The organism is Streptomyces caatingaensis (genome assembly GCF_001187435.1).
GTDB classification, from domain to species: domain Bacteria; phylum Actinomycetota; class Actinomycetes; order Streptomycetales; family Streptomycetaceae; genus Streptomyces; species Streptomyces caatingaensis.
The window spans coordinates 259276-285884 of record NZ_LFXA01000014.1 but is presented as its reverse complement, the minus strand read 5'-3'; the positions used below and the strand labels follow the sequence as shown (position 1 = coordinate 285884).

Annotated in this window: 15 protein-coding genes; 13 read left to right on the top strand and 2 right to left on the bottom strand. The window is 76.7% G+C overall.

What is annotated here, in order from left to right; genetic code table 11:
- Positions 1-75: 75 nt before the first annotated feature.
- Positions 76-2082, bottom strand: coding sequence for a prenyltransferase/squalene oxidase repeat-containing protein (locus tag AC230_RS21960; RefSeq protein WP_049718028.1), 2007 nt, complete (start codon positions 2080-2082; stop codon positions 76-78).
- Positions 2083-2491: 409 nt separating this feature from the next.
- Between AC230_RS21960 and AC230_RS21955 the strand changes: the two genes are divergently transcribed.
- The 5 genes from AC230_RS21955 to AC230_RS21935 all read left to right on the top strand — a co-directional run bounded on the left by AC230_RS21955 (position 2492) and on the right by AC230_RS21935 (position 8737).
- Entirely contained in the window at positions 2492-4255 is a 1764-nt protein-coding gene (locus AC230_RS21955) for a TIGR03767 family metallophosphoesterase (RefSeq protein WP_049718027.1), read from the top strand.
- 310 nt (positions 4256-4565) lie between these two features.
- Positions 4566-5246 (top strand): flagellar biosynthesis protein FlhF, encoded by a 681-nt coding sequence (locus AC230_RS21950; protein WP_049718026.1) that lies wholly within the window; start codon positions 4566-4568, stop codon positions 5244-5246.
- The gene (locus AC230_RS21945) at positions 5243-5908 is read left to right on the top strand and encodes an RES family NAD+ phosphorylase (protein WP_241833328.1); all 666 of its coding nucleotides are present in this window, start codon (positions 5243-5245) and stop codon (positions 5906-5908) included. The genes AC230_RS21950 and AC230_RS21945 overlap by 4 nt, the downstream gene beginning before the upstream one ends.
- 62 nt (positions 5909-5970) lie before the next feature.
- The gene (locus AC230_RS21940) at positions 5971-7056 is read left to right on the top strand and encodes a macro domain-containing protein (RefSeq protein ID WP_049718025.1); all 1086 of its coding nucleotides are present in this window, start codon (positions 5971-5973) and stop codon (positions 7054-7056) included.
- A 388-nt stretch (positions 7057-7444) separates the two neighbouring features.
- Positions 7445-8737, top strand: a complete 1293-nt coding sequence (locus AC230_RS21935) for an MFS transporter (protein ID WP_049718024.1) — start codon at positions 7445-7447, stop codon at positions 8735-8737.
- 219 nt (positions 8738-8956) lie between these two features.
- Here the strand turns inward: AC230_RS21935 and AC230_RS21930 are convergent, their stop codons facing one another.
- Positions 8957-10246, bottom strand: coding sequence for an MFS transporter (locus tag AC230_RS21930; RefSeq protein WP_277816927.1), 1290 nt, complete (start codon positions 10244-10246; stop codon positions 8957-8959).
- Positions 10247-10309: 63 nt separating this feature from the next.
- Between AC230_RS21930 and AC230_RS21925 the strand changes: the two genes are divergently transcribed.
- From AC230_RS21925 to AC230_RS21885, 8 genes are all read left to right on the top strand, one after another.
- On the top strand, positions 10310-11632 hold the full coding sequence (locus tag AC230_RS21925) for an aminotransferase class I/II-fold pyridoxal phosphate-dependent enzyme (protein WP_049718023.1): 1323 nt from the start codon (positions 10310-10312) through the stop codon (positions 11630-11632).
- Between the two features lie 175 nt (positions 11633-11807).
- A complete protein-coding gene (locus tag AC230_RS21920) occupies positions 11808-12842 on the top strand; it encodes a cytotoxin leucocidin (RefSeq protein ID WP_049718022.1) in 1035 nt (344 codons plus the stop codon).
- 250 nt (positions 12843-13092) lie between these two features.
- Entirely contained in the window at positions 13093-14361 is a 1269-nt protein-coding gene (locus AC230_RS21915; protein ID WP_049718021.1) for an MFS transporter, read from the top strand.
- A gap of 77 nt (positions 14362-14438) precedes the next feature.
- Positions 14439-15743 carry a non-ribosomal peptide synthetase gene (locus AC230_RS21910; RefSeq protein ID WP_049718020.1) on the top strand — a complete coding sequence of 435 codons (1305 nt, stop codon included), beginning with the start codon at positions 14439-14441 and terminating at the stop codon, positions 15741-15743.
- Between the two features lie 105 nt (positions 15744-15848).
- Positions 15849-18977: a non-ribosomal peptide synthetase gene (locus tag AC230_RS21905; RefSeq protein ID WP_049718019.1), complete on the top strand. Its 3129-nt coding sequence runs from the start codon at positions 15849-15851 to the stop codon at positions 18975-18977.
- Positions 18974-20143, top strand: a complete 1170-nt coding sequence (locus AC230_RS21900) for an acyl-CoA dehydrogenase family protein (RefSeq protein ID WP_049718018.1) — start codon at positions 18974-18976, stop codon at positions 20141-20143. Before AC230_RS21905 ends, AC230_RS21900 begins: the two co-directional genes overlap by 4 nt.
- Positions 20144-20221: 78 nt before the next feature.
- Positions 20222-23959, top strand: coding sequence for an amino acid adenylation domain-containing protein (locus tag AC230_RS33950; protein ID WP_241833327.1), 3738 nt, complete (start codon positions 20222-20224; stop codon positions 23957-23959).
- Positions 23953-26550, top strand: a complete 2598-nt coding sequence (locus AC230_RS21885; RefSeq protein ID WP_049718017.1) for a condensation domain-containing protein — start codon at positions 23953-23955, stop codon at positions 26548-26550. Before AC230_RS33950 ends, AC230_RS21885 begins: the two co-directional genes overlap by 7 nt.
- The last annotated feature ends 59 nt before the right edge of the window (positions 26551-26609 follow it).

Sequence of the window (26609 nt, the reverse complement as noted above, 5' to 3'; positions counted from 1 at the left end):
AATGACCGGCGGTGGGCGGGAGAAGTTTTCTATGGGGTGTTAGGCGGTCCCTATTCCGCGGGCGTCGAGGGGGCGTCACCCCGTGCCGGTGGTCCAGGCGCGGGCGGGCGCTCCCGTGGCGGGGGTGGTGGTGGCGGTGGCGTGCAGGTAGCGGCCGAGGGCCAGCGCCGGGAAGCAGGCGGCTCCCAGCCGGTGGTTGACCATCCCGGCGGTGAAGAGGACGCCGTTGACGTGGCCGTTCTCCCAGGAGCCGTCGGGCCGTTGGTGGTCGCACAGCCAGCGGACGCCCCGGTCGACGACGGGGTGGCGGGGGCCGAGGGTGTCGAGCGCGGCGAGGACGGCCCAGCCGGTCGTCTCGGGCAGGCCGTGGCCGAGGGGGAGGTGGCGTCCCTCGACGACGCCGCGCCAGTCCTCGCCCCAGCCGCCGTCGGCCAGCTGGGCCGCGGCGAGCCAGCGGCCGAGGGCGGCGGGGGCCGGGTCGTCGCGGCGGACGCCGGCGGCGCGCAGGCCGCGGGCGGCGTGGAAGGCGGCGTAGGTGGGGTGGATGCCGCGGGTTCCGGCGAAGGAGCCGTCGGGGTTCTGGGCGGCGCGCAGGTAGGCGACGGCGCGTCCGGTGGCGGCCTCGGCGCGTCTGCGGTCCCCGGGGCCGAGGTGGCGGCGCAGGCGGCCGAGGGCGGTGAGGACGGAGCCGGTGCAGTCGGCGCAGGAGGTGTCGGTCATGCGGCCGGGGAACATGCCGGCCGGGTCGAGCGCCTCCAGCCATCGCCCGGCCCGCTGCCGGTCGAGGATGCCGAAGCCGCCGTCGCGGTTCTGCCGGTCGAGCATGACCTCCAGCGCGGCGCGCAGGGCGTGCGGCGGCAGCGGCGGGGGTGCGGAACCCTCCGGGTGCAGCAGGGCGTTGAGGGCCTCGGCGGTGCAGTCGGCGGCCGGCCAGGGGCAGTCGCCGCCGGAGAGCGCCCATCCGCCGAGGACGGTGCGCAGCGGGGGGACGAGCCCGGTGTAGGTGGTGACGCGGGCGGCGGCGAGGCGGGTGCGGGCCCGGTGGACCGCGTCGGGGACGTGGCCGGGGTCCGCGGCGAGGAGGGCCTGGACGGCGAACGCGGTGTCCCGGACGGTGGAGCGGTCGTCGCGGAGGCGTACGCCGTCGCGGGCGTCGGTCCAGCGCCAGTGGGAGAGGCGGGTGACGGCGCCCTCCAGCAGCGGGTGGCCGGGGTCGCGGGCGTACAGGGCGAGGCATTCGACGAGGGCGCCGGCGGAGGACAGTCCGTGGCGGGGCGAGGCGTGCTGTTCGTCGGCGACGGCCCGGTGGCAGCGTTCGAGGGCGACGCGGCGCAGTGCGCGGCTGTGGATGTGTTCCCAGCCGCGCAGGAGGCGGGTCAGGAGGCGTGGGGGGCGGCCGGGCGGGAGGGGGGCGTCGGGGCCGACGGGGGCGCCGGTGCGGCCGCCGTGGGGGAGGAGTTCCCGGCGCAGTTCGGCGGTGAGCGGGCCCAGGTCGGTGCGGAAGCGGGTGCCGTGGACGAGGGCCATGGCCTGGTGGAGCAGGCGCGTCCGGCCGTACAGGCGCGAGGGGTGCAGGGGCGTCCAGGCCGGGAGCAGCAGGGCCTCGGGCGGGAGGGGGTCGGTCTCCTCGTAGGGGATCAGGCCGAGGACGGCGAGCCAGAAGCGTCCCCAGGGGGGCAGGGCGGGTGCTCCGGGCAGGGACCGCAGCCAGGCGGCGGCCTCGGCGGCGAGGGGGTCGGCGGGGGCGGTGCCGAGCAGGCGCAGGGCGAGGTAGGCGAGGGTGGTGGCGTAGGGGGAGGGCGGGCCCTGGGGGTGCAGGGCCCAGCCGCCGCCGGGGCGGCGGGTGCGGCGGAAGTGCTGGACGATGCCCCGGCGGGTGGTCTCGTCGAGGGGGCGTCCCAGGGCCCGCAGGACGATGACGTACTGGGCAGTGCCGGTGGTGTTCGACTCCATCTCGCCCTCCCAGGAGCCGTCCTGGCGCTGGAGGGCGAGGAGGGCGTCCCGGGCGGCGGCGTGGGCGGCACGGGCGTCGCGTGCCGGGAGGGGGGCCGGGGAGTCGTCCGTGGTGCCGGTGGGGGCCATCGACGCGCTGCTCCTCGGTTTGTGTCCGCGGTGTCCGTGGTGAGGTCCCCTAGAGGCTGGCGCCGGGCGGGGGCGGGAAAACGCAACTCATCCGAACGAGCGACGAGATGGCCCCGGTGAGGGTGTTTCCTGTGCGCGCCCGTGCCCGAAGTGGGCGTATTCGGGGGTGGCTTGGCGGCGGTGGCGGCCAACCCGGCGGGACATGGCGGGCGTTCGGGAACGGTTCGGGCGACATCTGCGTCCTCCTGTCGCGGGCGCTGTCCGGACGGGGGGGGACGGACACCGTTCGCTCACCGACCCTTCGCCGACCGTTCACACTCCGGCCAGGGCCGTGCGCGAGGTTGACGGCCCATCATGACCTGAACAGTAGTGCGATTCTGCTGTCCGGCACCCACCAGGAGATCGAGGCATGTCCTCCTACAACAGGCGCCAGTTCCTCACCGGTACGGCGGCCGTCGCCGCCGCGGCGTCCCTGCCCCTGGCCGACGGCCGCTTCGCGTCCGCGGCCGCGCTCGACCGGGCCCTCGCCGCCACCGCCGCGCGGGCCGTCCGCGTCGAGGGCACGACCCTCGCCCAGGTCGCCGAGCCGGCCGGCGCCGGGCCGTACAAGCGGCTCCAGGCCGGTCCCGGCTGGCCGCTGGTGGTGCGGGACGAGCTCGCGCCCCGCGGCGTCCGCCGGGCCGCGGCCCGCGACGGCGGGCGCACCGCGCTGGCCTGCTTCGTGCAGTTCACCGATCTGCACCTGGCCGACACCGAGTCGCCCGTGCGGTTCGAGTACCTGGCCCGCCTCGTCGACAGCGCGCACCGTCCCCACGAGACGCTCACCGTGCGCGGCGCCTCGTCGCTCGTGGAGCGCGTCAACGCGCTGGGCCGCGGCCCCTATACGGGCGCGCCGTTCTCCCTGGTGATGGCCACCGGCGACAACACCGACAACCACGAGAGGATCGAACTCGACTGGTACCTCTCGGTGATGAGCGGCGGCCGGATCACTCCGAGCAGTGGCGACCCGGCCCGTTACGAGGGCGTGCAGAACTCCGGCAACGCCGAGTTCTGGCAGCCCGAGTCGGCGGCGAACGACGTCTACAAGGCCCGGGGATTCCCCCGGATCCCCGGCTTCCTGACGGCCGCGGGCCGCCCGTTCACCGCGCCGGGGCTGCGCACCCCGTGGTACACCACGGTCGGCAACCACGACGACAGCGTCGAGGGCACCCTGCCCGACCTCGGGCTGCTGCGCTCCCTGTACACGGGCGACCGCAAGCTGGAGGGCTGCGACAGCGCCGAGGCGGCGGCGCTGGCCGACGCCCTGCGCACCGATCCCGGGAAGGCCGTCGAGCGCGTGGCCCACCTGCTGCGGACGGCCGGTCCCGTGCGCCGCGTCACCCCCGACCCGCGCCGCGCCCCCTTCACCCCGGCCGAGTTCGCCAAGGCCCACCTCGACCCGCGGTACACCGGGGCCGGGCCGGCGGGCCACGGCTTCACGCCGTCGGCCGTGGAGCAGGGGCGGCTGTACTACACCTTCCCGGTCGCGCCCGGGGTCCTGGGCGTGAGCCTGGACACCACCAACCGGGCCGGTTTCGCGGACGGTTCGATCGGGACGGCCCAGCTGAGATGGCTGGAGTCGGTGCTCAGGTCGCACAGCGGCCACTGGTACGACGAGGACGGCCGTGTGGTGCGCGGGCGGGGGGCGGACGAGCCGGTCGTCGTCTTCAGCCACCACACCAGCACCTCGATGGGCAACCTGCTGCCCGATCCGTACCGCCCCTTCGAGAAGCGGCACGACGGCGGCGCGCTGGCCGCGCTCCTGCAGCGCTTCCCGAACGTGGTCGCCTGGGTGAACGGCCACAGCCACGAGAACCGGATCACCCCGCACGGCCACGCCGTGCCCGAGCGGGCCTTCTGGGAGGTCAACACCGCGTCCCACATCGACTATCCGCAGCACGCGCGGGTGATCGAGCTGACCGACAACGGCGACGGCACGCTGTCGCTGTTCACCACGCTCGTCGAGTCCGCGGCGCCGTACCGGGCCGACGCGGCCGACACCTCGGAGGCCGGACTGGCCGCGCTGTACCGGGAGTTGTCCTACAACGACCCGTACGCCACCCCGGCGAAGAAGCTGGGCTCGGCCCGGGACCACAACACGGAGCTGGTGCTGGCACGGCCGGGCGCGCGCTGAGACGGCCCGCCGCCGCGCCCCTGCCGCCCGCTTCCGCAACCGGTGCGGAATGACCCGTGGTCCGGGCGGTGGCGGCGCCGTAGGATGACGGCACCGGGGTCGGGGCACGTCTCTCCTGGATCCGTGGTGCCCGTGCGGCCGTGGTGCCGGACGGGGCGGGCAGCGATTCCGGTGCACGAAGGGGCGTTCGAGCCGCTACCTTCGGTCCGTGAACGGTGATGAGGCGAGACGCACGTCGCACGCCCCCGCGGACCCGTGGGGCCGGGCATCGGGGGGAAGCGCTGCGCCCGGTGCCCGGGAGGAGGTCCGCATGACGCCCGCGGAGGAACTGCTCCGCCTGATCGGGCAGCACGCGGACAGCATCCGCTCGTGCCTGGACGACGACCAGTACGACCTGCTCCTGTCCGCCCTGCGCGACCTCACCTGCGCGGACGGCGACGGCGCGGCGACGGCCCGCGCGGAACGGGACGTCGAGCGCGCGCTGGCCCCGCTGCCGGCCGGCCACCCCGCCTCCCCCGCCCGCAGACCGCCCGGGGCCCCGGCCGCGCCGGGGCATCCGCGGCCCGGCCCGGCCGCACGGGCGTGGCCGCTGCTCGTCCAGCTGATGGCGGGCCGCCCGGCGACGCGCCGCACCGCGGGGATCATCGCGGCGGTCAAGCGGCGGCTGCTGGCCGCCCCTTCGCTCTCCGCGGCCGAGGTGCGCGACCGGTGCGCCGAGGAACCGCTGCCCGGCGATCTGATACGGCTGGCGGACCCGGTCCGCGGCGACCGGTACCCCGCCTTCCAGTTCGCCGGTGAAACCGGCGGGCCCGTCTCCGTCGTCCGTTCGGTCAACCAGCTGCTGCTCGCGGAGGTCGACCCCTGGGGCGCCGCGGACTGGTGGTTGAGCGGCAACACCTGGCTGGGCGGCCCGCCCGCCTCCTTCCTCGGGGAGTTGCCGGACGAAGTCCTGGCCAGTGCCGCACGGGCGCTGGTGAAGGGGGAGGAATGACCGGCAACGTCTCCCCGGCCACCTACACGATGCGTCCGCACACCTACGTCGTCCCGGCCGGCCGGCGGTGGTGGCGGGTGCACACCGCCCGGCGGGGCCCCGGCCAGTTCAAGCCCGCCGCCCCCGGCGCCCGCTTCTGCGGCAACCGGTTCGACGGCACGCCCCTCGACCCGTACGGCTCCCTCTACATGGCCTCGGACCCGGCCACCGCCCTGGCCGAAACGCTCCTGCGCTCGGTGGACTTCGACGTGGAGTCCGGGATGCGCCTCATCCCCTACGCGGCGGTCGCCGGACGGGCCCTGAGCATGCTGGTCACGGCGGCGGAACTGCGCCTGATCTCGCTGATCACCGAGGAGGACCTGGCGGCGGTGTGCCAGGACTCGTGGCTCCTGGAGGCGGAGGGGGAGCACTATGCCACGACGCGGCGCTGGGCGAGCGCGATGCGGACGCAGACCCCCGACGCCATGGGACTGGTGTGGCAGTCGCGCCGCCACCGGCCTCGGCTGTCCGCGGTGCTCTTCGAGGACCGCTGCCCGGACCCGGCGGTCTCCCCCGTGCGCGTCCACGCCTACCGGGACCTGGGTTCCCCCCGGGGCATCGCCGAGGCGAATCTCCTCCTCGCCCCGCTGCGCGCGGCCATCGTCCCCCCGTGGCCGCAGTGAACCCACCGGCCCCACCGCACCGTCCGTCCCCACCCGCTCGTCCGACCCCGATTGGCGGAGCCATGCCGTCCGACCCACCGCTGGATGATGAATTCCCCGCCATTCTCCGGGAGCTGAGGGAGGTCAGGAGGGCGGGCCTGACCCGGCTGCGCTCCCTGCGCCTGCCCGCCCTGGAGATGGCGGCGGCCCAGACCCCCGACGGCACCGTCGAGAGCCTGCTGAGGCTCTCGGTGGCGCGGCTCGACGAGGGCACCCTGCGCACGGCCGCCGAGTACGTGCTCGGCCTGGCGCAGGGCACCCGCGACTGGCCGGGCGCCGACCGGCGGCGGCGCGCGGCCGAGTTGTACGGGGTGAGCGTCGAACGGTTCCGCAAGGACCAGGAGTTGATGGTGCTCGGGCAGGTCACCGAGGTGATCGGCCGGACGTACGGGCCCGGGGCCACGAGCTGGCAGACCACCGCCACGCACCGGGTCCTGCACGTCCCCGTCGCCCGGCGCACCGCCCGTTTCACCGTCCACGTCCACCCGGTGGACCTGCTGCGCGACGTGGACGTGGTGGTCTCCCCCACCAACACGCACCTCGCCCTGCCCGAGCCCTACAAGTCGTCCGTCTCCGCGTCGCTGCGCCGCGCCGGCGCGGTGCGCGGCGTCAACGGCGACATCCTGGAGGACTGCGTCCACGAGGCGCTGCGCGCCTGGGCGAAGGACAACGGGGCGGCGGGGCGGCCGGTGCCGTCCGGCACGGTGGCCGCGACGGGGGCGGGGGCGCTGGCGGCCCAGGGCATCCGCCGGATCTACCACTCGGCCGTCGCCATCCCCCGGCCCGGCACCAACGACTACGACGTCCTGCCCTCGGACGTCACCCGCACCGCGGCCCGGGTCTTCGCGGTCATGGCCGAGGAGCGCGACCTGTTCGACCCGCCCCTGCGGTCGGTGTGCTTCCCACTGCTGGGGTCGGGGCGCGGCGGGCTGCCGTACGGGACGAGCGTCGGGGCGCTGTGGGCGGCGGTGGAGGCCGAACTGGCGCGCGGCGCCGACTGGGACGTGCACTTCGTGATGCGCCGGCCGGCGGCCGCGGCGCTCCTGGCGACCCTCGTCGCCGGGAACCGCCCGGCGGGCGACCGCCCGGCGACCAGCGGGTCCGGTTGACTGGAGGTACCGGGCCGGGCCGCTCAGGGAATCGGGGGAGGGCGTCGGGGTACGTCCGCCGAGCGGCCCGGGCCGGTGCTCCGGTCGTGGGGGCCCGGAGCGGGTCGCCGCCGGGCCGGCGGCACCGGGTCGGCCGGACCCGGAGCCGGCCGGGCGGCGGCCATGGCCTCTTCATGACCTGTTCATGACCTCTCGCCGGCCTCTTATGCTCCTTACTGCTTCTTACTGCTTCTTGTGCCTCTTATGGCCTTTGTGGCTTTTGGATCGAACACCCCTTGCCTTCCCTTCATCGCCGTGCGCCCTCAAGGGTGTTGTCGTCCCGAAACGCCCGTGCCGTCCTTGTCTGCCGTCTAGGTTGACCGCAGGTGCGGGCGGGCCGGGAGGGCGGATGGAGTATCTGCGGCTGTTGCGGCGGGGGCCCGTGCTGCTGCTGTGGCTGGCGCGGGCGTTGTCCGTCCTGGGCGACCGTCTCCACACGGTCGCGGTGATGTGGAGCGTGTGGGCGGGGACGGGCTCGGCCTCGCTGACGGGTCTGGTGGCGATCCTCGAGTCGGCGCCCTACGTGGTGCTGGGCGCGGCGGGGCGGCGCGTGGTGGCGCGCTTCGCCTCGTACGGGGCCCTGGCCCGGGTGGAGGCCGCGCGGGCGGCCGTCGCCACGGCCCTGCCGTTCCTGTGGTCGCCCGACGTGCCGGGCACGGCCGTCGTCCTGGCGGGCGTCCTCGTGCTCGGGACGCTCGGGGCGCTCTTCGACCCCAATCTGGAGGCGCTCGTCCCCACGCTCGTCGAACCGTGGCGCGTCCAGGCGGTGACCGGGCTGTTCGACCTCACCGGCCGCATCGCCCGCACGACCGGACACGCCTGTGCGGCCCTGCTGTTGCTGGCGTTCTCCAAGGTGGAGCTCTTCGCCTTCGTCGGGGCGGCCTTCGCGGTGTCCTCGGCGGCGCTGGCCGCGACGGCCCGCCGGCACGGTCCGGTGGTCCCGGCGGCGCCCGGCGGCCGTCCCGCGGCCGCGCGCGCCCCGGAGCTGCTCAGGGAGCATCCCCGGGTGGGCCTCGGCATCCTCGCACACGGCGCGCTGCCGTTCACGGCCGCCGCGACCACGGTGGCGATGCCCGCGCTGCTGGCCGCCCGGCACGGCGCGGGCGCCGGCGTCTACGGGCTGATCACCGCCGCCGTCGGCGTCGGCGCGCTCATCGGCAACCCGGTGGCGGGTGCCTGGCGGCCGCGGGCCTGGCTCCTGGTGTGCTGTGCGGCGTGGGCGACGGACGGGGTGGCGACCGCGTGCATGGGCCTGACCGACCACGTGCCCGTCCTCGAACTCCTCTCCGTCCTGGTCGGCCTGGCCGCCCCGCTGGGGACCGTCACCCTCCGGGCCCGCCTGGGCGCGTTCCCGCCCGCCGAACGGCTGCGCCTGATGTCCGTCGAGCACACGGCCACCCGCGCGGGCAGCGTCACCGCGATACTGCTCCTGCCGCCGCTCGCCGACCTCTCGCCCCCGGGGGCCTTCGTCACGGCCGGCACGGTGGTGACCGGCCTCGCCGCGGGGGCGGCGCTCCTGTCCCGCCCGCTCGTCCGGCGCGGCAGCGCGCCGGGCGCGGGCGCGGTACCGGCGGCGCGGGGGCCCTTTCCCGACGCCCGGGGGGCGTGGGGAGAGGGCGCGGCGGAGCGCCGGCCGTTGTGAAGGGCGGCCGGTCGGATCGCGGGCGGCACCGCGCGGGGCGGCCGTGGCCGTCAACGCCCTGGAGCGGCAGCCGGTTGGGGACCTGCCGACGGTCCGGGCGACCGTCGAACCGCGCCCTGCGGGACGGCCCCGGCGCTCAACTGCCCTTGGGCGGACGCCGATCCGTCCGTCGCGAAGGGCATCGGCCGTCCACGGGGCCCCGTCGGCGGCGACGCGGCGTCAGCCGGTCCGTACGCCGTCCGCGGGTCGGTGCATCGCGGCCGGGCTCCCCCGGTCCGGTGCGCTCGGCCCGGTGGCGAGCCGGTCGCGGACGAGGCGGTGCTGGAGGAGGCAGGAGAGGGCGATGGCGGTGCCGAAGAGTCCCCAGCCGAGGGGGCCGGTGGCGACGGCGGCGGTGACGGCGAGCGGGCCGGCCGCGCGCTGGCTCGCCTGGGCCAGTCCGTGGACGCCCAGGTAGGCGCCCTGGGCGCGGTCGGGGGCGAGGGCGATCGACAGCTCCCAGGAGACGACGGCGTGCAGCATCTCGGCGAGGGTGAAGGCCGCCGCGCCGAGGGCGAGGCACACGGTCGCGAGGGCGGCGCCCCGCACGGCGGAGGCCGCGAGCGCGACGCCCCCGGCGGCGAAGGCGAGGGAGAGCGGCAGGAGCAGCCGGCGGGCGGCGGCGGTCGTGGTGCCGAAGCGGGCGAGGGGGACCTGGAGGGCCACGACCATCACGGTGTTGACCATGAGGAGCAGCGGAACGGCTCCGTCGGGGGCGGCGGTGGCGTGCACCGCCCACAGCGGCAGTCCGACCTTGAAGACGGCGTCGTCGAGGAACAGCACCGCGTCCGTCACGACGTAGGCGAGATAGGTGCGGTCGCGCCAGGGGCCCGCGGGTCCGGCGCCGTCCGGGGCGGCGGCGGGGGTCGGGGCGGCGGCGGGGAGCTCGGCGCAGCGGGCGGTGAGGAGGGCGGCGGCCGCGAACGACAGGGCGTCGCCGAGCAGGAGGAGGCGGTAGACGGCGGTCGTCCCGGCGGCGAGGGCGGCGGCCGCGCCGAGGCCGCCGACGGTCCAGCCGACGTTGGCGACGGTGCGGTTGACGGCCTGGTAGCGCACCCGGTCGGCGCCGGCGACGCGGGAGGCGTAGAGCTTGGTGAGCACGCTCGCCGCCCGGTCGCCGAATCCTCCGGCCGCCGAGCAGACCAGCAGCGGCCAGAAGGCGTCGCCGGTCAGCATGCCCAGGGAGGCGGCGGCGCGCAGCAGTTGGAAGGCGAGGAGGACGCGGGTGACGGGGAACCGGTCGGCGAGGCGTCCGCCGGCCGGCGCGCCCGCGAGGCCGGCGCATCCGGCGACGGCGGCGAGGGCGCCGACCCGGCCCACGGACAGGTGGGCGACGTGGGTGAAGTACAGGACGGAGGTGGCGGCCCACAGTCCGCTGCCGGTCCGGTCCACCAGGGCGACCAGCAGCATGCGGCGGCCGTCGCGGCCGCCGGGTATGCGGTGCACCGCTGTTCGGACTCTCGTGGTCATTGCGCGTCCCCCCGTGCTGTCGCGGCCTTGCCAACCACTTTGTACTGGTACATAGTTGATTACGTGGCGATACAATATGCGATCAACGGGACGACGGCCAAGGAGATTTCGGCGTCGGCGGAACGCGCCGTGTCGGCGGGCGCGTTGGGGGCGGGGGCCACCCTGCCCCCGGTGCGCCGCCTCGCCGAGCGGCTCGGGGTGAGCCCCGGCACGGTGGCGGCGGCCTACCAGGAGCTGCGCCGCCGGGGCATCGTCGTGACCCGTGGCCGGGGCGGCACGGTCGTCGCGGAGGCGCCCGCCGCCGCGTCGCGCCGTCCGCCGAAGGTCCCGGAGGGGCTGCGCAATCTGGCGGGCGGCCGTCCCGACCCCGCGCTGCTGCCCGACGCGGCGCCGGGCGTACGGGCGTTGCCGGTGTCCCGGTCGCACCGGGCGGCGCCCCGGCTGCCGGAGCTGGAGGAGGCGGTGCGGGGGTGGCTGGAGCGCGACGGCGTGCCCGCCGGGCATGTCACCTTCGCGCACGGGGCGCTCGACCTGGTGGGCCGCCTGCTGTCGGTCGAGCTGCGGCCCGGTGACGCGGTCGCCGTCGAGGACCCCGGCTACCACCACCTGCTCGATCTGGTCACCGCCCTGGGGCTGCGCACGGTGCCGGTGGCCGTGGACGAGGAGGGGATGCGGCCCGAGGCGCTGTGCGCCGCGCTGCGGGAGGACGGCGTACGGGCCGTGGTGCTCAGCCCGCGCGCCCAGAACCCGTACGGCGGCTGCCTCTCCCCCGCCCGCCGGGACGCCCTGGCCGCGCTGGTGCGCGGGGCGTCCGACGTGCTCGTGGTCGAGAACGACTACGCGTGGGGCATCGCCGGCGCCCCGCTGCACTCGCTGTGCGCGGCGGGCCCGGCCCGGTGGGCGCATGTGCGGACGGTCACCAAGTCGCTGGGCGCGGACCTGAGATGGGCCGCGGCCGCGTGCGACGCGACGACGCTCGCCCGGCACGACGGGCGCCTGCTGCTGACCTCGGGCTGGGTCAGCCATCTCCTCCAGGCCACCGTCCTGGCGCTGTTGACCGATCCGGGCACGAGGGACCTGGTCGGTCGGGCGGGCGCGGTGTACGCGCGGCGGCGCGGCGCCCTGGTGGCGGCGCTCGCGGAGCGGGGCGTCACCGCCCACGGCCGGAGCGGGATGAACGTGTGGGTGCCCGTCGCCGACGAGTCCGCGGTGGTCAACGGGTTGCGCACGCGCGGCTGGTGGGTGGCGGCGGGGGCCCGGTTCCGCGTGGCGTCGGGGCCGGGTGTGCGGATCACGACGGCGGACCTCACGGAGGCGGAGGCGGTGCGGCTGGCCGGGGACTTCGCGGCGGTGCTGGGCGAGGCGGAGGCGACGTACGGAGGGTGAGCCCGGGGAGCGGCCGCTGACATGCCGTCAGGCGGAGGCGGAGGGAAAGCCGCAGGTCCGGCGCCCGGCTCGGGACCAAAGTCCCTACCCACGGGAACACGATGCCGATTGCATTGCCTCTCAAGCGACTTCGGTCGCCGTCCCCCCAATCCCCCGCTCGAAAGTACGGAATTCAATGAGTCATGTCTCCAGACGGCGCCTTCTGACCCTCGCCCCCGCCGTCGGCGTCGCCGCCGCCGTCCCCGCCGGGGGCCTCCTCGCCGCGCCCGCCGCCTCGGCGGCCACCCGCGTCCAGGCCGCCGGGAGGGGCGCGAAGGGCAAGGGCGTCTCCTCCCGTCCGCTCCAGGAGATAACCGACGCCTGGGGCCGGTGGATGGCCAAGGAGCGGTTCCCGCAGTCCAACGGGTGCCGGTTCACGGCCTCGACGGACTACGGCAGGCAGAGCGCCCTGGGGAGCTACCACCAGTACCAGGTCCGCGCGAAGTACAGCGGGATCGTCTACGACCCCAACGCCCCCTCCCCCGTCCCGGGCCAGGTCACCTCCGTCGTCACCACCTACCGCAACGGCACGGACGTCGAGCAGACCGTCACCTACAAGCAGAGCCGGACGACCGAGCAGGACCTGCGGATCTCGGTGACGGAGTCGCTGAAGGCGGGGGTGACGGTGCAGGTGTCGGCGGAGGTGCCGGCCGTCGCGAAGGTGAGCGAGACGACGTCGATCGAGGCGACGCTGTCGTCCACGCAGGAGTTCTCGCACAAGGAGACGCAGAACTGGAGCGTCGACCTGCCGCTGAAGATCCCGGCGAAGTCGGTGGTCGAGGCGTCGCTGGTGGTCGGGACGCAGAAGTACGACATCGACTGGACGGCGACGGTCGGCCTCACCGGCAGCGTGGCCGTCTGGTTCGAGGAGAAGGTGGACCTCAACCACGACGGGGACCGCCACTGGCTGTGGTTCGTCCCGATCGAGGAGGTCTTCCGCGACTGCCGGGCCAACGGGATCGCCGACACGTCCGGCTACGAGATCACGGGCGACGGGGTGAACGCCTTCGCGAGCGGCACGTTCTCCGGCGGGCAGGGCGTCTCGCTCAGCGTCAACGCCGTGCAGAAGCCGCTCGACGGGCGGGCCAGGAGCAGTGCGGCGCCGGTCGAGCGGACGATCCCGGTGCCGCTGAGCACGGCGGGCCGGAAGGTCGTGGTGCCCGGCCGCTGACGCCGGCCTCCGGCGGAGCTCCGTGGATGTCCGGGGCACCGAATTCCGGACATCCACGGGAGCGTTCCGCAGTCGCCCGCGTACCGCCCGTCACCCGCTCTCACATGGGGTGACGTTCATCTGACGGTACGGAACCGTTTGCCGCGCCGTGCACACCTGGTTGTCCGTAATGCGGACAGGGGTGGCCGGATACGGTCGCTTCTTTTGACTGAACGCACCGCAGTAGCCAAATGTCTGTCAAATGTTGTCAATGACCTCCGACGGCGGCGGCCCCTTACGCCACCGTGACTTCCGGCTGCTGCTGGCCGGCGCGGCGACCGGCCAGGTCGGCGCCCAGGTGACCCTGGTGGCCCTGCCGCTGGTCGCCGTGGTGGAGCTGGACGCCTCGCCGTTCGGCACGGGGCTGCTCACCGCGGCCGAGACCGCCGCGTTCCTGCTCGTCGGTCTGCCCGCCGGTGCCTGGGTGGACCGCATGCGGCGGCTGCCCGTGCTCGTCCGCGCGGACGTCGTACGGGCCGTGGCCATGGCCTGTCTGCCGCTGGCCGCCTGGGCCGGGGTGCTGACCATGCCCCAGCTCTATCTGGTCGCCCTGGTCACCGGGGTGGCGACGGTCTTCTTCGACGTCGCGCACCAGAGCTATCTGCCCTCGCTGCTCCCCCGCGAGCAGCTCGTGTCCGGCAACGGGGCGCTGGAGACGGTGCGTTCGTCGGCCCAGGTGGCCGGGCCCGGGCTGGGCGGGGCCCTCGTCCAGGCCGTCGGGGCGCCGTTCGCGCTCGTCGCGGACGCCGCCGGCTATCTGCTGTCCGCGCTCTTCCTGCGCGGCATCCGCACCCCCGAACCACCCCCGGCGCCCGCGACGGGGGCCTCGCTGCGCGCCCAGGTCGGAGAGGGACTGGCCTTCGTCTTCCGGCACCCGTCCCTGCGCATGATCGCCTGCTCGACGGCGGTCGCCAACTTCTTCGGCGCGATGCTCGTCGCCGTGCAGACCGTCTTCCTCGTCCGCGTCCTCCAGCTGCCCGCCGGTGTCGTCGGCCTGATGATGTCCGCCTCCGCCGTCGGCGGCCTGGCCGGGGCGCTGTGCGCGGGCGCCCTCGCGCGGGCGGTGGGAAGAGCCCGCGTGATCTGGCTCGCGCCGCTGGCCACCGGCCCGTTCGCCGTCCTGTGGCCGCTGGCGGGGCGCGGCGCCGCGGCGCTGTGGTTCGCCGTCGCCTCGGCCGCCGTCTTCTTCGGCGCCGTGGTCTACAACGTCGCCCAGGTGTCCTTCCGCCAACTCCTCTGCCCGCCGGAGCTGTCGGGGCGGATGAACGCGACCCTGCGCTTCCTGGTCTGGGGCACGATGCCCTTCGGCGCCCTGGCCGGCGGGGCCGTGGCCGACGCCGCCGGCCCCCGTGCGGCGGTCTGGACGTGCGCGGCCGGCTTCCTGCTGGTGCCCCTTCCGCTCCTGTTCTCCCCCCTGCGGCGGCTGCGCGACCTGCCCGTGCCGGCCGCCGCGCACGCGCCCGGCCCCGTCGCGGGCTGAGGCCCCCACCTCCCCCCACACGTCATCGTCCGTCGTCCCCGTGAACCGTCGCGCCCCGGGGCGCGCGGGAGGTCAGCGTGCAGTCCCGCAGCATCACCTCGTCCTATCTCGGCCGCTACCGGCACGTCGCCGAACAGGCCCCGGACACCGAGGCGTTGCTCCCCCTCACGGGAGCGCAGCGCCGTTTCGTCCTCGCCCGCCGGATGCGGCCCACCGGCCGGCCCGATCTCGTCCCGCTGTTCTTCTCGTTCCCCGCGGGCGCGGTGGACGTGGCCCGGTTGCACGCGGCCGCGTGTCATCTGGCGGCCCTGCACCCGGCGTTGCGGTCCCGCGTCGAGGTGCGGCGCGGCGTGCCCGTCCAGCGACTGGCCGCCGCCGAGGGCCTGGTGCGGCGACTGCCGGTGCCGCCGGGGCGGACGGCGGAGGACGCGCTGCGCCGGGCGCTGGCCGGCTGGTCCCCCGACGGGCCGCCGCTGCGGCTGTTCCTGGCGGCGGACGGCGGGCCCGCCGGGCCCCGGGAGCTGCTCGCGCTCGTGCTGGACCACACGGTGTGCGACGAGCGGTCGCTGGGCCGGATCACCGCCGATCTGTCGCTCGCCTACGGCGAGGGGCTCGGCCCGCAGGACGTGCCCGCGCCGCGGGCCGCCGGCGAGGCGGCCGCCTACGGCGAGGCCGTCCGGCTCCAGCTCGCCGCCGAGGAGCGGGCGTCGGCGCCCGGCTCCCTCGCCTACTGGGCCGGGCGGCTGTCCGCCCTGCGCCCGCCGCCCGCACCCGCCGGAGAGCCGGACGCGGCGGGCACGGGCAGCGCCGAACGCCGGCTGCCGCTGCCGGAGGGCGGGGCCCGCGCCGTGGCCTTCCCGGCCGCGCTCGACGCCTGTGCCGAGGCCGCCCGCGCGGTGTACGGCGAGGCGTACGTGCCGGCGCTGGGCTACCCCTGGGGCGGGCGGCCGGCAGGGGCCGGGCCGGTCCTGGGCTGCTTCCTCAACACCGTCGCGCACCCGGCCGACGGCGCCGGCCGGGAGGCGCGCACCGCCGCGTGGTGGGACGATCTGGACCATGCCGACGCCCCGTTCGACGAGGTGGTGCACGCGGCGCGGGCCGCCGGTGTGCCCTGGGCCGGACGGCTCGACGGCCTGCTGACCTTCGAGGACCTGGACCGGCGTCCGCCGCTGCGGCTCGGCGACGCCACCGGGCACGAGACGCACCTCGACGGCCGCCCCCTGCCCGGGCCCTTCGCCGTCACCGTCTCCTACGGCCGGGACCTGCTGGTCCGCATGGACTGGCAGCGCACGGCGCTCCCCGGCGACCGGGCGGAAAGAGCCTTCGCCCGCCTCGTCGCCACGCTCTCCGGCTCGGCGGGGGTCCGGCCCGACCGGCCCTGACCCCGCCGCTCCCCGGCACGCGCCGCCCGCCCGACCGGCGTACGGCGCCGCCGGCCCGCCCGCACGATCTACGCGCGACAACCACCCGACAAGGAAGGGTTGATCATGTTCGGACTCTCCGCATCCCAGGAGATCGTCTGGCTGCACGAGCAGATGCTCCCCGGCAGCCGCGCCTACAACTTCACCGCCACCGTGGACCTGCGCGGCGTGCTCGACGAGGACGCGCTGCGGGCCGGTCTCGCCGCCGCGCTGGAGCGCCATCCGGCTCTGCGCCTCGAACTCGTCGACAGGCCAGGCGCGTTGCCGCTCCAGCGCGTCCGCGAGGGCTGCGCGCCACGGCTGCGGAGCGTGGACCTCTCGGGGGAGGAGGATCCCGGGGCGGCGTTCGGCCGGCTGCTGCGCGCGGAGGCCGAGGCGCCGCTGGACGTCCACGAGGCGCCGCTGCTGCGCTGGTGCCTGGTGCGCCTGGCCGAGGACCACCACCGGCTGATCCACGTCGAGCACCATCTCGTCCACGACGGGCACTCGTTCGCGATCCTGCTGCGCGACGTGTTCGCCGTCTACCGGGCGCGGGTCCTGGGCGAGCCCGTGGCGCTGCCCGCCGCGCCGTCGTACGCCGAGCACGTCGCGGCCGACGCCGCCGGCCGCGCGGAGCGGCGCGGGGCGAGCCTGGCGCACTGGCGGCGCGAGCTGGCCGGCGCCTCCTTCGGCCTGCCGCTGCCCGGCCTGGCCCGGCCGGGGGTCCGGCGCCGGCACGCGGGCGCCCAGCTGCGGCAGTCCGTGGACGCGGAGCTGGCGGAGCGGCTGCGCGAGCACAGCCGCGCGATGGGCCATACCCCGTTCTCGACGCTCCTGGGCCTGTTCGCCGAGCTGCTGCGGCGGCACAGCGGCCGCGCCGACCTGGTCGTCGGCACGGCGGTCGGCAACCGCCCGGCCGGCTTCGAGGAGACGGTCGGCATGTTCGTCAACACCCTTCCGCTGCGCCTGCGCCTGGACCCCGGGGCGGGCGCGGACGAGATGGTGGACGAGGTCACCGACGCGCTGATCCGGGCGCTGCCCCATCAGGAGGTGCCGGTCCAGGAGTTGACGCGCGAGCTGGGCCTGCACACCACGGGCGCCGACAACCCGCTGTTCTCCGTGATGTTCAGCGCCCACGACGCGGCGCTGCCCGGGACGGAGGTGCCGGGCCTGGAGGTGTCGCTGTTCGAGGGCTTCAACACCGGGACGACCCGTTTCGACCTGGACCTGGTGCTCATCCCCGACGACCGGCGCACGGTCGGCCCGCGCCGGGGGCCGGCCGGGATGACGCTGGTGTGGGACTACGACCGCGACCTGTTCGACGAGGAGACCGCGCGGCTGCTCGCCGACCGCTTCCTCGCCCTGCTGCGCGCCTATCTCGACACGCCGGCGGCCGAGTTGGCGGCGCTCGCCCCGGAGCCCGTCCCGGCGCGGACGGCGCCGGCGGCGGACGAGGCGGACGGCGCCCTGGACCCCGTGGCGCGCCACGACGCGGGCCGCGTCGCGCTGGTGAGCGGCGCCCGGCGGCTGACCTACGGCGAACTCGGGCGCGCGGCCGGCGAGTTGGCCGCCCGGCTGCGGGCGGCGGGGGTGCGCCCGGGGCAGCCGGTGGCGGCGGTGCTGCCGCGCGGCGCCGACAGCGTGGTGGCCCTGCTGGCCTGTCTGCGGATGGGCGCGGTGTACTGCCCGCTGTCGCCGAACGACCCGGCGGACCGGCTCACGACCCTGCTGGAGCGGCTCGGCCCGGCGCTGGTGCTCGCCGACCGGGAGGGCGCGCTGTCCCTGCCCGCCGAGGGACTGCCGGTCGCGCTCCTGGACGAGGGGTTCCCGGCGGCCCGCGACGCCGGCGTCATGCCGGGGACGGCGTACGTCATCCACACCTCGGGTTCCACCGGTCTGCCGAAGGCGGTCGCGGTCGGCCGTCCGGCGCTGGCCCACCACACGAGGGTCATGGCCGGGCGCTACGGACTGACGGGCGACGACCGGGTGCTGCTGTTCGCCCAGCCGTCCTTCGACGTGGCGCTGGAGGAGGTGCTGCCGACGCTGTGGGCGGGCGCCTGTCTGGTGGTGCCGCAGCGGGAGGTGCCGACGGGCGCGGAGCTGACGGCCGTCCTGGCGTCACGCTCCGTCACCGTGGCGAACCTGCCCACGAGTTACCTCCTCGCGGTGCGCGAGGAGCTGACCGAGGCGCTGCGCGACGGCCGTTGGCGGCCGCGGCTGCTGGTGGCGGGCGGCGAGCGGTTCCCCGCGGCCGCGCTGCGGGAGCTGCTGGCGGCGACGGACGCACCGGTCCTCAACGCGTACGGGGTGACCGAGGCGACGGTCACCACCACGGTCCACGAGGTCTCCCGCGACCGGCTCGCGGAGGATCCGGCGGCCGAGGTGCCGCTGGGCCGCGCGCTGCCGGGCATGGCGGTGCACGTGCTGGGCGCGGGGCTGCGTCCGCTGCCGGACGGCGCGGTCGGTCAACTGGCCGTCGCGGGCGCCGGGCTGGCCGAGGGGTACGTCGGTGACGAGGCGGCGGCCGAGGCCACGGCGGCGCGGTTCGTGACCGTCCCGGCGCTCGGCGGCGAGCGGGTCTATCTGACGGGCGATCTGGGCTACCGGGGCCGCGACGGGCTGCTGCGCTTCCTGGGCCGCCACGACAACCAGGTCAAGCTGCGCGGATACCGCATCGAGCCCGAGGAGATCGAGGCGGCGGCCTCCGCCGAGCTGGGCGGCCGCTCGTGCGCGGTCGTCCTGGGGACCTCGTCCGCCGGCCCGTGCCTGGTCGGCTTCCTCGACGGCGGCGCCGAGCCCGACCAGGTACTGCTGCACAAGGCCCTGTCCGCCCGGCTGCCCGCCGCCCTCGTCCCCGCCCGCTGGATCCGGCTGGAGCGCATGCCGCTGCTGCCGGGCGGCAAGCCCGACCGGGCCGCGCTGTCCCGCCTCGCGGAGACCGCCCGGCCCTGGGCGGAGCCGGAGGAGGAGGCGGCTGCGGACCGGGCCGCCGATCCGGCGGTGGCCCTGCTGAGCGAGGGCTGGCGCGAGGTGCTGGGCCACGACCGGTTCGGCCCGTCGTCCCACTTCTTCCAGGTCGGCGGGCACTCGCTGCTCGCCGCGCAGCTCGCGGCGTGGCTGGAGCACCGGCTGGGCACCCGCCCGCCGCTGCGGATCCTCTTCCAGCACCCCCTCCTGGCCGAACAGGCCCGCGCCGTCGCGGAGGCCACCCGATGACCACCGCCCCCTCCTCCGTCCTGGAGGCCGGACACCGGGAGATCGTCGACTCGTTCGAGTCGTTCGTCCGCCGCGAGCTGGTGCCGCTGGCCGCGGACCTCCCCGGGAACGGCGACCTGCCGCCGGCCGACCTGCGCTCGTACGTCCGCGGGCGCTCGGCCCGGCTGGGCTTCTACGCCGCCGACCACCCCGAGGAACTGGGCGGCTCCGGCATGCCGTTCACCGCCGTCGTCCTGCTGCACCACGCCGCCGGCCGCAGCGGCTGCCCGCTGGCGCCCTACGCGCTGGCCGGTTCGGACGGGCCGAGCCCGCTGCTGCGGCAGGGCACGCCCGAGCAGATCGAGCGGTACCTCGTGCCGCTGGTGCGCGGCGAGGCGACGCGCTGTCTGGCGCTGACCGAGCCGGACGCGGGGTCGGACGCGTTCCGGCTGAGCAGCACCGCGACCCGCCGGGAGGACGGCGGGTGGGTGCTCAGGGGCCGCAAGACGTTCGTGAGCAACGCCGGGCACGCCGACTTCGCGCTGGTGATCGCCGAGGCGAAGTCCGAGGGCGGCGGCGGCCCGACGGCGTTCGTCGTGGACATGGACCACCCGCGGCTGCGCGTCGGACAGCGCTACGCCGGGATGTCGGGCGAGGAGCTGTACGAACTCGTCCTGGACGACGTGGAGTTGCCCGCCGACGCGGTCGTCGGCGGCGAGGCGGGCGTCGGCGCGGCCCTGGCCCACGGCATCGACAGCCTCTCGCGCGGCCGGCTGGTGGTGGCCGCGATGTGCAACGGCATCTCCGAGTACGCGCTGCGGCTGGGCGTGGAGTACGCGCGGGAGCGGCGTGCGTTCGGGGAGCGGATCGGCGCGTACCAGCACGTCCAGGAGCACCTGGTGACCGGCCGGGCCGAGACCGAGGCGGCCAAGCTGCTGACGCTGGCGTGCGCGCGGCTGGTGGACGAGGGCGTGGAGGCGCCGGAGAACGCGGCGCTGGCGAAGCTGACCGCGTCGGAGACGGCGGTGCGCGTGGTGGACCGGGCGCTGCGGGTGCACGGGGCGACGGGGTGGGTGCGGGGGCATCCCCTGGAGTTCCTGTACCGGTACGTCCGGATGATGACGATCGTCGAGGGGACCTCGGAGATCCAGAAGGTGATCGTCGCCCGGGCCATGGGCCTGGGCTGACCCCCGGCGGAACTCCCCGCCGGGGCTCTCCCGCCGGAACCCGCCTGCCACGGACCGAAGCTGAGCGAACGAGGAATCATGACCACTGCATCTGTCGCGTACGGCCCCGCCGACGCCCCTGCCGGCCCGGACGACGTCCTGGCCCTCTTCGCGGAACGGGTCCGCCTGGACCCGTCCGCCCCCGCCGTCGAGGACGGCGAACTGTCGTGGAGCTACGGCGCGTTGGACGAGCTCGCCGACCGCGCCGCCGACGCGCTGCGCGGCCGGGTGCGCCCCGGCGACCTCGTCGGCGTGTGCCTGGACCGGTCCGCCGCGCTGGTGGCGACCGCCGTCGCGGTGGCCCGGCTGGGCGCCGTCTACCTGCCGCTGGGGCCGCGCCCCGGCGAGCGGCGGCTGGCGGCGGTGGCCGCCGGTCTGCGGGTGACCTGTCTCGTCGGGACGGCCGGCACGCTGCCGGAGGCGTACCGGGCGGGCGGCACGACGCCGCTGCCGCTGCCGTCCTCCGGCGCGAACGCGGACGGCGAACCGGTCGCCGTCTTCCCCGCCGCGCACGGCGAGCCGGCGCCCGCGGGCGCCTTCTACGCGGTGCTCACCTCCGGCACGACCGGGACGCCGAAGGCCGTCGCGGTGTCGTCGGCGGCGCTCGCGGCCCGGCTGCGCTGGTACGCCGCGCGCACCGGCAGCGGGCCCGGGGAGCGGCACAGCCTGCTCGTCGGCGTCTCCTTCGACCCGCACCTGATGGAGCTGTGGACGGCCCTGACCTCGGGTGCCGCGCTGGCCGTCGCCCCGGACGACGTGCGCTGGGACCCGGAGACCCTCACCGGCTGGTGGCGGCGGGCGGGGGTGACCGCGTCCATCCTGCCGACGCCGCTCGCCGAGCTGGTGCTCGAACGGCCGTGGCCGCGCGGTCTGGCGCTGCGGCACCTGAGCACGGGCGGCGACCGGCTGCGCCGCCGGCCCGGCGCGGACGTGACCGCGCGGGTGGACAACCATTACGGCCCGGCCGAGGGCACGGTGCTCGTCACCGCGCACGCGCTGGCCGCCGGCGGGGAGGGCGAGCCGGCGCCGCCGATCGGCACGCCGCTGCCGGGCGTCGTCGTCTGCGTCACCGACGCGGCGGGCGCGGTGGTGCCGCGCGGCGAGCCGGGCGAACTGCGCGTCGGCGGCGCGGCGTTGGCGCTCGGCTACCTCGACGAGGAGCTGACCGCGCGGCGTTTCGTCGCCCCGCCGGAGGGGGTGACGGGCACGGACCGGGTCTACCGCACCGGGGACCGGGTGGTGATGCGCGAGGACGGCGTCCTGGAGTTCCTGGGGCGGCTGGACGGGCAGCTGAAGATCCGGGGCGTGCGGATCGAACCGGCCGAGGTGGAGGCCGCGTTGGAGCGCGACGCGCGCGTCCTGCGCGCGGTGGTGGCCGCGGAGCCGGCCGCCGGCGGCGGCACCCGGCTGACCGCCTACGTCCGCCCGGTCCCGGGCGCGGAGGCCCCGCCGGCCGCGGACCTCCTGGCGGAGGCCCGCGCCTGGCTGCCCGAGCAGGCGGTCCCGGCGGTGGTCCGCCGGGTGGACGCGTTCCCGCTGGACGCGAACGGGAAGGTGGACCGGGCGGCACTGGCCGCAGCCGCGGCGGCCCCGGCCCCGGAGTCTTCGCGGGGCCCGGCGCCGTCCGCCACGGAGGACCTCGTCCTGGACCTCTGCCGCGGCCTCCTGTCCCGCCCGGACCTCTCCTTGGACGACAACTTCCTCGCCTCCGGCGGCGATTCGCTGTCCGCGGCCCGTCTGCTGACGGCCCTGGAGGAGCACCGCGGCGTCCGTCTGCGCGCCCCGCAGGTGCTGCGCCGGCCGGACCTGCGGGCGCTGGCGGCGCTCGTGGACCGGCGGGCGGCGGCGAACGCGCCGGACGGCGCACCGCGGACCGTCACGACGCCGGGGCTTGTCGCGTCCGCGGATCCCGAACCGGGCCCGGCCCGCGCAGGGAGCGCACCCTCCGGGGGCGGAGTCTCCGGGTACAAGGGCCCGGACGGCGGTGTCCTCGCCCGCGTCCTCGCCCATGCCGCCGCCACGCCGTCCGCCCTCGCCGTCACCGACGGCGGCACTGCGCTCACCTACGCCGAACTGACCACCGCCGCGAGGAACTTGGCGGGTGTGCTGCGCGAGCGCGGTGTCGTCCCCGGCACGCCCGTGGGCCTGCTCCTGCCCCACTCCCCCGGTCTCGTGGTCGCCCAGCTCGCCGTCTGGTGGGCCGGCGGTCACTATGTGCCGCTGGACGCCGCGTACCCTCGGGCGCGCACGGAGCGGATGCTGGCGGACGCCGGGGCCGCCCTCACCGTGGGCGGGAAGGACCTGCTGGAGGCCACCGGCATCGCGGCCGGGCGGGCGCTGGCCGTCTCGGCGGCGACGGGCGCCGCCGAGGACGCCCCGGACGTCCCGCAGGCCGCCGCGCCGGAGCCGCACCCGTGCGCTCCCGGCGCCACCGCCTACGTGATGTTCACCTCGGGCTCGACCGGGCGCCCCAAGCCCGTCCCGGTCCCCCACGGTGCCGTGGCGGAGCTGGTGACGGATCCGGAGTACGTGACCCTGACGCCGCGCGACCGGGTCCTGTTCCACTCGCCGCTCGCGTTCGACGCCTCCCCGATGGAGGAGTGGCTCGCCCTCGCCAACGGGGCCGCCCTGGCGGTCTCCACCGGGGACCGGCGGTCGCTGGAGGGCCTGGCCCGTGACGCGGAGCGCCTCGGTGCCACGGTGGCGCTGCTGACGACGGCGCTCTTCCACCACCTCGCCGCGCGGGGCTCGGCGCTGTTCTCCGTCCTGCGCGGTGTGCTCGTCGGCGGGGAGGCGCTGTCGGCCCGGCACGCTCGTGCGGTCCTGCGGGCGCACCCGTGGCTGGAGTTGCTGAACGTCTACGGTCCGACGGAGGCCACCAGCGTCGCCACGGTCCACCGGGTGCGCGAGGCGGACTGCGACGGGCCGCCGCCCATCGGCCGCCCGGTCGCGGGGGCGACGGCGCACGTCGTGGACGGCCGGCTGGCCGCCGTGCCCGCCGGCACGCGCGGCGAGCTGCTGATCGGCGGCGGCCGCCTGGCCCCGGGCTATCTGGGGCAGCCGGAGCGGACGGCGGAGCGCTTCGTCGACCATCCGGAGTGGGGCCGGGTCTACCGCACCGGCGACCTCGTCTCGGCCCGCCCGGACGGCACGCTGGAGTTCCACGGCCGGCTGGACGGCCAGGTCAAGGTGCGCGGTTACCGCATCGAGCCGGGCGAGATCGAGCATGCGCTGCGCTCGCACGCCGGGGTGGCGGACGCGGTGGTGACGGCCGTCGGGAACGACGACGGCACGGACGCGCGCCTGGCCGCGTTCGTCGTGCCCGCCGGGGGCGCCGGGGCCGAGGAGGCCGCCCTGCGCGACCACCTCGCCGCCCTGCTGCCGCCCCACATGGTGCCGACCGCCTGGTCCGTGGTGGAGTCCCTGCCCGTGACGGCCAACGGCAAGGTCGACCGGGCCGCGCTGGCCGCCGCCCCGGCCGGCGGGCAACAGACACCACAGCCTTTGGGTGCACGGGAGTTGACCCCGGTGGAGCAGGCGGTGGCGGCCGCGTGGTCGCGGGCCCTGGAGCGCGAGGTCGTCTCGCCCGACGCCGACTTCCTGGCGCTGGGCGGCCATTCGCTGCTGGCGCTCGGCATCGTGGACGACCTCCGCGAGGACCTGGGCGTGGAACTGTCCCTCGCCGCGTTCTTCGCGGCGCCCACCCTGGCGGAACAGGCCCTGCTCGTCGAGCGGGGGCTGTCCGGCTCCCTCCGCGCGGAGGACGGCCGATGCTGACCGCCCAGGACATCGAGCGGCAGCGGGAGTTGCTGCGCCGGGCCCGCGCCCGCACGGCGGGCCCCCGCGCCGAACGGGCGGCGGCGGACGGCCCGGCGCCGCTCTCCCACGCCCAGCACCGCATGTGGCTGATCGAACGCCTGGGCCACGCGGGCGCCCTGTACAACGTGCCGTTCGCGTCCCGCCTGCGCGGCCCCTTCTCCCCCGGGGCGTTCGCCCGGGCGCTGACCGGGCTCGTGCGCCGCCACGAGGTGCTGCGCACCCGTTACCCGCACACCGACGGCGAGCCGTACCAGGAGGTGACGGCGCCGGGCCCGGTCCCGGTGCGGACGGTGGACGCCCCGGCCGACGCGGAGGGGGCGCGGCGGCTGCTGCGCGACGAGGCGGCCCGGCCGTTCGACCTCGCGGCGGGCCCCGTCCTGCGGGCCCTGGTCCTGCGGCACGCCCCGGACGACCACACCGTCCTCCTGACGTTCCATCACATCGCCGTGGACGGCGGCGCGCTGGAGATCGTCGCCCGGGAACTGGCGGACCGCTACGCGGCGGCCCTGGAGGGCGGCGACGGTGACCCCCCGCAGGAGGCGCCGCGCTACACGGACTTCGCCCGGCGCGAGCGCGCCGCGACGGCCGGTGACGGCGGCGCCGGCCTGGCGTACTGGACGGAACGGCTCGCGGGCGCCCGCCCGTTGACGCTGCCGGGCCCGGCCCCGGAGGGCCCGCGCGGTGCGGGCCGCGTCCTCACCGCGCCACTGCCGCCCGGCACGGCCGACGGCCTGCGGGCGGTGGGCCGTGCGCACCGCGCCACGCTGTTCACGGTCGTCCTCGCCGCCGCGTTCGCGACGCTGCTGGAGGCGACGGGCGAGGAGGACCTGGTCGTCGGCTGCGCGAGCAGCCACCGCGACCGGGCGGAGCTGCGCGGCCTGGTCGGGCTGTGCGTCAACACCCTCGCCGTCCGCCCGGACCTGTCCGGTGTCACCGGCTTCCCCGCGCTGCTGGTGCGGGTGCGCGACGAGGTGCTGCGGGCGCAGCGGTTCCGCCACGTGCCCTTCGACGCGGTCGTGGAGCGGCTGGGCGCGGCGGCCCGGGACGGGGGCGGCGGCGCGCTGGTGGGTGTCACGGCGGACGTGCCGGGCCGTCCGGTCGTCCTGGAGCTGAGGGGCGCGAGGGCCGAGGCGGTCGACGTGCCGCTGGGGACGGCCAAGTTCGGTCTCGGCTTCTTCCTGGAGGAGGCGTACGGGGACGTTCCCGAGCGGTGCGTGGTGCAGTACGACACCGGGCGTCTGGCCGAGGGGACGGCCCGGGAGCTGCTGACCGGCTTCGCGGAGATGCTGACGACCGTGTCGGCGGTGTCCGGCGCCCGTCCCCTCACCCGCGGGGCGCCCGTCGCACCGGCGGCCCGGGGCGGGGCCCGCGCGCCGGAGGCCGGGGCCGCGGCGGACTCGGTCGAGGCCGTGGAGGCGGTGTTCGCGGATCTGCTGGGCGAACGGCCGGGCCCGGACGGGGACTTCTTCCTCCTGGGCGGGCACTCGCTCCTCGCGGTCCGGGTGGCCGAGCGCCTGCGGGAGCGGTTCGGCGCCCCGTTCACCGGCCTGGAGGTCCTGGAGCACCGCACGCCGCGGACGATCGCGGCGGTGCTGGAGGAGCGCGCCCGGCGGCGGGCGGCGCGCCGTTCCGGCCGGCCGGGCGGCCCGGTGCGGTCCGGGACGACGCTGGTCACCGGTGCGACCGGGGGCGTCGGCGCGTTCGTCCTGTGGGAACTGGCCGCCCGGGGCCGCCCGGTGCGGGCGCTGGTGCGCCCGGAGTCGGCGCACCTGGTGCCGGAGGGCGTGGACGTCGAGCTCGCCGAGGGCGACCTGGCCGATCCGGAGAGCCTGCGGGCGGCGGCCGAGGGCGTGGCCGCGGTCGTCCACGCGGCGTGCACGTTCACGTCGCCGGAGGTGGACGTGGCGGCGATGCGGGCCCTGCTGTCGGCGCGCCGGGAGGGGCCGTTCGTCTTCGTCAGCAGTGTCGACGCGTACGGCGTGCCGTCCGTGGCGGATGTCGCGGAGGACGCGCCGTCGGAGGAGCCGCTGTCCTCGTACGGGCGGGCCAAGCTCGTGTGCGAGCGGATGCTGCTGGAGGCGGCGGGTCCGGGGGGCGGGGCGAGCGTGGTGCGCGCGCCGATCGTGTGGGGCGCGCACCCGCGGCTGCGGGACCAGTTGCGCTGGGGTGCGACGGGCGCCCTCTACCAGGCGGCCAGGGCCGGGGAGCCGGTGGTGCTGCCGCCGGCGGGCGCCGTCCCGCCGTCCGGCGACCGCTGGTCGGGTGCTCCCTGGGTGCACGCGGCGGCGCTGGCGCGGGCCGTCGCGCACTGCGCGGAGCGGCCGGTGGACGGGGTGGTGAACGCCGTCGGCGGGCACGTGGCGTGGTCGGAGTGGGCCGGTGAGCTGGTCCGGCTGCTCGGCGGCCGCAGCGTCGTCGTCCCCTCGCCGCAGGCCGGTCCCGGGCTGCTGCACCGGCACCGCTACCGGGCGGAGACCCTGGCCGGGCCGCTGGCGGAACGGCCGGGCGAGGACTGGCGGTCGGTGCTGGCGGAGATGCTGCGCGGCTGACGGCCGTCCCGCGCACGAAGGCGCCGGGCGGGCCGGATCCGGCCCGCCCGGCGCGGACG